Origin of the sequence: Frankia sp. AiPa1 (assembly GCF_023243075.1) — a bacterium.
Classification (GTDB): domain Bacteria; phylum Actinomycetota; class Actinomycetes; order Frankiales; family Frankiaceae; genus Frankia.
In genome coordinates, this window is the sequence record NZ_JALKFZ020000065.1 from 1 (window position 1) to 6,955 (window position 6,955).

At 66.4% G+C, this 6,955-nt stretch carries 7 protein-coding genes; 2 read left to right on the forward strand and 5 right to left on the reverse strand.

Annotation, left to right across the window (positions count from 1 at the left end; translation table 11 throughout):
* Positions 1-317: 317 nt before the first annotated feature.
* The 4 genes from MXD95_RS07165 to MXD95_RS07180 form a co-directional block, all read right to left on the reverse strand.
* On the reverse strand, positions 318-467 hold the full coding sequence (locus MXD95_RS07165; protein WP_250639756.1) for a hypothetical protein: 150 nt from the start codon (positions 465-467) through the stop codon (positions 318-320).
* Positions 468-735: 268 nt separating this feature from the next.
* Positions 736-1,065, reverse strand: coding sequence for a hypothetical protein (locus MXD95_RS07170; RefSeq protein ID WP_250639757.1), 330 nt, complete (start codon positions 1,063-1,065; stop codon positions 736-738).
* A gap of 628 nt (positions 1,066-1,693) precedes the next feature.
* Positions 1,694-2,629 (reverse strand): DUF8832 domain-containing protein, encoded by a 936-nt coding sequence (locus MXD95_RS07175; protein ID WP_250639758.1) that lies wholly within the window; start codon positions 2,627-2,629, stop codon positions 1,694-1,696.
* Between the two features lie 74 nt (positions 2,630-2,703).
* Entirely contained in the window at positions 2,704-3,144 is a 441-nt protein-coding gene (locus tag MXD95_RS07180; protein ID WP_250639759.1) for a hypothetical protein, read from the reverse strand.
* A gap of 393 nt (positions 3,145-3,537) precedes the next feature.
* On the opposite strand from MXD95_RS07180, the gene MXD95_RS07185 reads away from it, so the two are divergent.
* Both MXD95_RS07185 and MXD95_RS07190 read left to right on the forward strand, forming a co-directional pair.
* Complete coding sequence (locus MXD95_RS07185) at positions 3,538-4,404, forward strand: oxidoreductase (protein WP_250639760.1); 867 nt, start codon at positions 3,538-3,540, stop codon at positions 4,402-4,404.
* A complete protein-coding gene (locus MXD95_RS07190) occupies positions 4,401-5,774 on the forward strand; it encodes a tyrosine-type recombinase/integrase (RefSeq protein WP_250639761.1) in 1,374 nt (457 codons plus the stop codon). Before MXD95_RS07185 ends, MXD95_RS07190 begins: the two co-directional genes overlap by 4 nt.
* A 461-nt stretch (positions 5,775-6,235) precedes the next feature.
* Here MXD95_RS07190 and MXD95_RS07195 read toward each other — a convergent pair whose 3' ends face one another.
* Positions 6,236-6,889 carry a hypothetical protein gene (locus tag MXD95_RS07195; protein WP_250639762.1) on the reverse strand — a complete coding sequence of 218 codons (654 nt, stop codon included), beginning with the start codon at positions 6,887-6,889 and terminating at the stop codon, positions 6,236-6,238.
* Positions 6,890-6,955 lie beyond the last annotated feature (66 nt).

Consider the following 6,955-nt stretch of genomic DNA (forward strand, 5'->3'; position numbering starts at 1 on the left):
ACGCGTCAACTAATCCTCCTTCCGTGATGCCCCCTATTCTAGTAGGGGGCACTGTCCGGAAGAAAAGAGGCACCTCACCTTCACCCGACCCGCCGCCTCACCACAGCCCGGACAGCACACCGCCACCGATGACACCGTCACCACACGCACACGACCCCCGACACGGTCACCGTCCGCCTCGAACGAAGCGCCTACCATCCCGTCCTACGCAAGGCCGCCATCCCCGATACCGCCATCCCCTGGTGGGGCGGACGCACCCTGCACTTCGAGTACACCTGAGTCGAGGTTGCGCCGAACCTCCTGCGTGGAAATCGGCGTTAGTCCTGGTTGGCGAGGAGCCGGGCAGCAGCTTTGGGGTCCATGAGGTTGGACCAGGCCTGTTCGGCGGGCAGGAGGTGGCGTTCGGGAAGGGCGTACTCGGGGAACCAGCCGTCGGCGGCGCAGCCCGGGACGCGGGAGAGGATCACGGCCGTCAGCTCGGTGGGGACGGATCCGGTGATCCGGACCGCGACGTAGGTCTCGTGGCCGTGGTCGGCGCGGACGATCAGGCCGAGCCGGAAGCCAGAGAGGTCGACCGCGTGCTCGTGGCCGTCGCGCAGGGAGCCACGGATGAGGTCGTGGATGGCGGTGTCGAGACGTTTCGCGAGCCTGGTCCCGGCTTCCAGGAGGTAGCGGTCCTGGTCGTCCTGTCCCGGGAGCGGATGCCGACTGTGGGTGTCGGTGGTCAGTGGCTTGTCATGCTCGGCGTTGTAGCGCTGCCGGGCGGCGCGGGCCTGTGCGTGCAGCGCCCTCCCAGTCGCCGACGCCGCCGAGCTGTTCGATCCGCTCCGCCGATAGCCCGGTCAGCGCGGCCACGCTCGCGGACAGGGAGCCGTCGAGGATCTTCATGGAGGTGACCAGGCCCTGGCGGACCTCCTCGCGGCGCTGGTCAAGGTAAGTCCTGACCGCCTCGGCGACGAAGTCCTTCTTCGACATGCCGAGGAAGTGCGCGGCCTGTGAGATCAGCTCGTCCGTCGCCGGGTCGACCTTCAGCGGCGCCTGACGACGTGCTCCGACTGTGGTCATGACATCCACCTCCCTCCTGCCGTGGTACCTAAGTACCTCAGGGTGGGGCCTGCATGTACTCGACAGACCACGCCGTGGTCGACCAAGGCGGCGACGCCCCGCTCGATGGTGAGGACCCGGCCGTTCAGATCGGATCGGCCTAGACCAGCGAGTTTCCCGCGTCGTGCGCCGGAGTCCGCCGCGAGGCGTACGAGCAGCAGTGCCTGTTCGGCGGCGAACAACACCCGTGCCGGTCCGGCGTGATCGGGGTGGGCGCGAACGTCGCGTTCGGCGGCGGTGACCTTGGCCTGCGCGGTTCGTAAAAGCTGGTGGACCTCGTCGACGGTGTGGTCGCAGTGCGGCGCCGGCGTGGCGCTTGGCGCGCGCCTCCAGGTAGCGCCCGGCGAGCAGGAAGACCACGACGGCGGAGGCGCGCCCTGACCTCCGATGCGGGCCCGAAGGAGCCTCCAGCGCGCCAATCGTTGGGTGAGCCGCGGCACGCGACCGCGGCGGTCCACGCAATCCCTCCATGCGTGTGGACCTGGACGGTCAGCGCCGGATCAGGTGCGAGGGTGGTACCGGTGATGGCCCCCTGGTTCGGGCGAGGGCCATCACCGGCCGGAGCTGGGCGCGCGACTACCCTCGCGATTCAGCCGACGTTCAGGGTGAGTGCAGCGGTGTGCAGGGTTCCCGCGGTCTCGAACTGCAGGAACAGTCGCCATGCCCCCGGGCGGGGGAGTTCGGCCGCGAACGACAGGGTCGGTCCGCCATGGTCGCCGTTGGCCTTGCCCTGTGGGTGCAGGTGCGCGAAGGCCAGGTCCCCCGCGTGCACGGCGGTGAGATGCGCATAGGTGTCCAGGTAGGGCTGCAGATCGGTGACCGGCATGCCGTTCCTGGTGATGGTGACGATGAGCGTGTGGGTCATGCCTGCCATCGGCATGCCCCCGGCGGTGGAGACGGCGAGGGTGTAGCCATCCACCGTCGTCGTGTCCGAAGCCGGTGCCGGTGCGATCGTCGCCGCCGTCCCGGGGAGGGTGACGGGTTGGCTGAGCACCAGGGGAACGTCCTTGCCTGCGATCTGGGCCGTGAACGAGGTGTAGACCTGATAGGTACCGGCGGGCGTCGCGGCGAGGTTCGCCGTCCAGGTGCCGTCGGCGGCCATGGTCGGATGCACGTGCTGGAAGCCGGTGAGGTCGGACCGGATCAGGTAGAGATGCATCAGCTTGGTCTGGTCCGGGGCGAACGTAGTGATTGGTATTCCGTCGGTGCCGCGGATCTGAAACCGAAACGTGTCGGGCTCGTTTGCGGGCAGAGTTGTCGACGTCGGGGCGAATCGCAGCCCCGAGGCCTCCGCGGACAGCCCGTCGTCCGCGGCCATGTCGTGCGCGCCGGAGCCCATTCCCGGCATGGACGTGGTCGGCATGGAGGCCATGGCCGGCGAGGAGGTGGGATGCATTCCGGTTGTCATGGGCATCGCCGACGCGTTGGTGGAGCCTGCGCCGCAGGCAGCGATTGTGAGAGCGACGGCGCCGGCCAGGGCGGTGGTGGCCAGGAATCTACGGCGATCGAGGGGCAGTGCGGGCATGGGGTCTGAAGTCTTCCGGTGAGAGCACGCCGGCGGCGTGCGGAACAATGTGATCGGACGGCGAAGCCGTCCGATCACGTCCGGGAGACGCAGAGATCGTGGAGGAGGATGGGGCCGAAGCGCGGTGGGCCACGACGGTGCGGACCATGCCCGGTCGCGAGCCGCAACCAGGGCAGGAGCGGGACTGCGACGCAGAGCAGACCGAGCACGAGCAGATCGAGCAGCGTGTTCACGTCGGGGGGCGGCGGAGTGGACAGACATGGTGTGCCACCCATGTCGCCGACGGCGGGCGAGCCGTCCGCGTGCAGGGCCGTACCGGACGAGACGAACTTCCCCTCAGCGTTCCACGCCGGATCGTGATGGCTCATGCCTGCGGAGGCGGGAACGGTTCGGTCACCGGCCATCGTCTCCCGGCATGTCGCCGTGGCGGGTAGAACGTGCATGACGGCAAGCCCGGCGAGCAGCATCCAGACAGCGATCAGACGTCCGCGCGTCGATGCTGCCCCGCGCTCCACCAGCCTCCCTCCACCCCCGTCGCCGTCATCTGGTTCCGCCAGTCTGCGTCCTCGACCATCGTAGGAGAAGGATCCCGGGCACTATGGGAGGGCCGTGGCTCTTTCCGCGAGCACGGGTTGGCACCGCCCCGGCAACGACAACGGACCACACCGCCACGACCCGACCAGCAATCAACATCAACAAGGTGGAGTGGTCACTCCGAATACCGACCCACCCGCTACCAGAAACACTGCGCAACCACCCGCCGAGCCCGCAGATGCCTCAACCCCGCCTAACTTCGAAGGGCGCAGCCTCATAAGCCCTCTCTATCGAGCAAGTGATCTTCTGTCTTGGACAGGAGGCCGCCGCAGCTGACACAACTAGTCGGTGTGAACCATGACTTGGAGGACGCAGTGACCACCGATTCCCCCACGCCCACCCGTGGTGCCGAAGGACGTGTCTGGCTGATCACCGGTGCGTCGGCCGGCTTCGGACAGGCCATCGCGCAGGCTGCGCTGGCCGCGGGAGACACCGTCATCGCCACCGCCCGCCGCCCGGAGACGCTCGACGACCTGATCGCCGCCCACCCGGACCGCGCGGTGGCCGTGCAGCTGGACGTCACTGACAACGCCCGTATCGCCGACGTGGTCGCGGAGGCCATCCTCTGGTACGGACGGATCGACATCCTGGTCAACAACGCGGGCCACGGTCTGGTGGGCGCCGTCGAGGAGACCACCGACCGCGAGCTGCGGGACCTGATGGACGTGCACTTCTTCGGCCCGACCGCGCTGGTGCGCGCCGTACTGCCGCACATGCGCAAGCAGAATTCGGGCGCCGTCGTGCAGATGAGCAGCTTCGGCGGTCAACTGTCCGTCGCGGGATTCGGCGCCTACTCGGCGACCAAGTGCGCCCTTGAGGGCCTGTCCGAGGCGCTCGCCCAGGAAGTGGCGCCGCTGGGCATCAAGGTGTTGATCGTCGAGCCCGGCGCCTTCCGTACCCGCTTCTTCGGCGACGCCCTGCGCGAGTCGGACTCCCTGCAGGCGTACGAAGCGACCGTGGGTCCCACCCGCGCCGGCATCGGCGTGGCGCACGGCCATCAGCCCGGTGATCCCGCCAAGGCCGCCGCGGCGATTCTCGCCGCCCTCGACACCGACAAGGCTCCGCTGCGTCTGCCGCTGGGCAACGACTCTCTGGACGCCCTCAAGGGCCACCTGGACAGCGTCCGTGACGAACTGCTGGCCTGGGAGTCGGTCGGCCGCGACGTCGATTTCGACGAGTGATCCTGCTTGCCCACGACCGTCTGAACGCAGGCGCAGGTCTGCGCGGGGTCGGTATAGGACTTCCAGCGGACGATCCTCCCGTTCCGCACCGTCAGCCACTGGATGAACTCGATCACGAACACCTGGCCCGTCTCCTTGACGGTCGCCCGCTCGTGGATCACGCCCATCGCATGCTCCCCGTCGACGACGAGGTCGAGCAGTTTCTCCTCGTCGATGTCGACGAGGCCGGTGAATATCTTGAAGCGGAAGCTCCGGTGCGTGCGCTCACCGAGGAAGAGGCTCGGCGGGTCCTCGCGGTTGCCCTCGTCGACCGGATGGCCGCGCTGTGGCTGGTGCTGCTGGCGCTCGGCCTGTGCAAGGGGGAAGCGCTCGCGCTGCGCTGGGAGGCGCTCGACCTCGACGCCGGCACCGTCGCCGTGGTGCGCAAGCAGCGACGCCGCAAGGCAGGGATCGACCCGGAAACCGGCCGGCAGCGCTGGGAACTGGTCGAAGAGGAAGACCTCAAGACGAAGGGTTCAAAGGCGGTCCTCGTACTGCCCGCAATGGTCGTCACGATGCTCCGCGCGCACAAGCAGCGGCAGGACGCGGCGAAAGCCGAGCTCGACGCCAAGGCCGAAGAGGTGGCAAAGGACCTGGCGGCGCTCGCCGGTAGGGACCCTGGGTCTCCGGCCGACCTGGAGATCATCCGGTGGGCTGATCCGGGCTTGGTCTTCACCACCGCGGTCGGGCGCCGGATCGACCCGCGCAACGTCAACCGGCGGTGGGACGCGGTGTGCGAGCGGGCGCAGGTGGGACACACCCGCGTCCACGACATCCGGCACACCGCAGCTACCATGTTCTTCCGGGCCGGCGTCGACCTGAACGAGATCCGCGCCCTGCTCCGGCACACCCGCCTTGCCACGACCGCCGACATCTACGTCGCCTTCCTGGAAGACGTCCGGCGCGGAACGGCCAGCAGCTTGCACGACATCCTCACCCGGCTTCAGAACCCGGCCGAAACTACAGAGAGTGATGATCTGGCGGGGCGCTGCCTGAGGTGCCCGGCAGTACTGCCGAGGCAATGGCAGTACTCGGGTCCGGAAAGCGGCAGAGCCCCGCACCTTGGATGGGGGTGCGGGGCTCTGACTGTCTCAACCGTGCGTGCCCCTCATGGAGCGACTTTCGAGCGAGACATTCCGGACAGAACTAAATCAATTGTACCGGAAATCACTGAACGTGAACACCGATGTACCCGAGGCTACGGAACCGGCGAAGGCGCGTACCTGCCGCTGCGGGTGCGGCGAAGCCGTGGGACCGTCTCGCCATTTCGTGAGCCAGGCTCATCAGGTGGTGTGGCTGCGGACGCAGAGGTATTTTGGGGTGAACCATAATCTGCAAGGGGGTGCCGCTGACGCTGCCGAAGGCGCGAGCAAAGCATAGAATAATGGCTATACCAAGCCAACATCCAAGAATTACAAGGCTTGGCGGTGCCTCATCCGCGAGCAACAATGTATGTCATGGAAGCAAAGCGCCGACCCCTCAGCCGAGAGGCAAAACGACATCCCCGGCATGGACGCGATGGGGTGTATGCCTTTGACGTCAAACACTGGCTTATCGGCTGGGGGTTGACACAGATCACCGTGATCTGGCAGGAAGGCGGATGGCGCCTGAAGGATACACAGCGGGCAGCACTCGGGGAGATCCATGCCGCGCTGAAGGACCTTCACCTCGAAGTATGCGATGGGAGTAAGGAGAACTGTCCGGCCTGGGTGGGTGAGAGGGGAGAGTTTCGGGCAGGCGGCGGAAGAGGGGCTACGGAACCGCGTGGGTATGGGGCGTGAACACGGCTGTGTCAGACTAGGGCATCTGCAAGCGCGGGGCGAATTTCATCGAGCCAACCATCCAGCGGCTTGATAGGCCACCCGGAATAGGTGGCGAATAGCCTTATAGCGTGGTGGAAAGCAAGGGCCGCTGTAGCGGTGAGCCGGGCGAAATACTCGTCATCATCGGCTACGCCAACCTGATAGTCTTTCCGGCCATCGGGACGGGTGGTTGCCACAAGCAGTTCCTGTATCGCGTGGGCGGTGGGATGGGCGGCAGCACACAGGTACTTGTAGAGACTCTTGCCGAAGGCACGGTCTTCGACGATGACGCCAAAGCCCGCAATTGCTTTATCCGTATGAGGCCTCCGCTCACCAGCGAGCTTGACGATATCGCCACTCTCTTCACCGTATTCGATTTCACTTCTGTAGAAAATCTTCTTCGCTTGCGCGTCCCGAAGGTTATATTCTTCGTTTGCGCGCTCCCGGTTTTTGGAGTCGCCAAAACTTGACGCGACTCCATACCATGATCTAGAACTTGCGAGCCCCTCAAGCTGCCCGCGGGCTATCCGCTTGCGAGCGTTGCCAACACGCGGGTCAAGGATCCAGCTTGCGTACGCGAGGTGTTCAACGGTGCTACGGACTATCGCGGGCGCGGTAAGAGCCAGCTCGTCGGAGCCTGTCATGATTTCCGTGTATGCCGGAGGTGGACGGCCTACATGCGTTTTCTCGTGATGTGCCTGGTCAGGCTA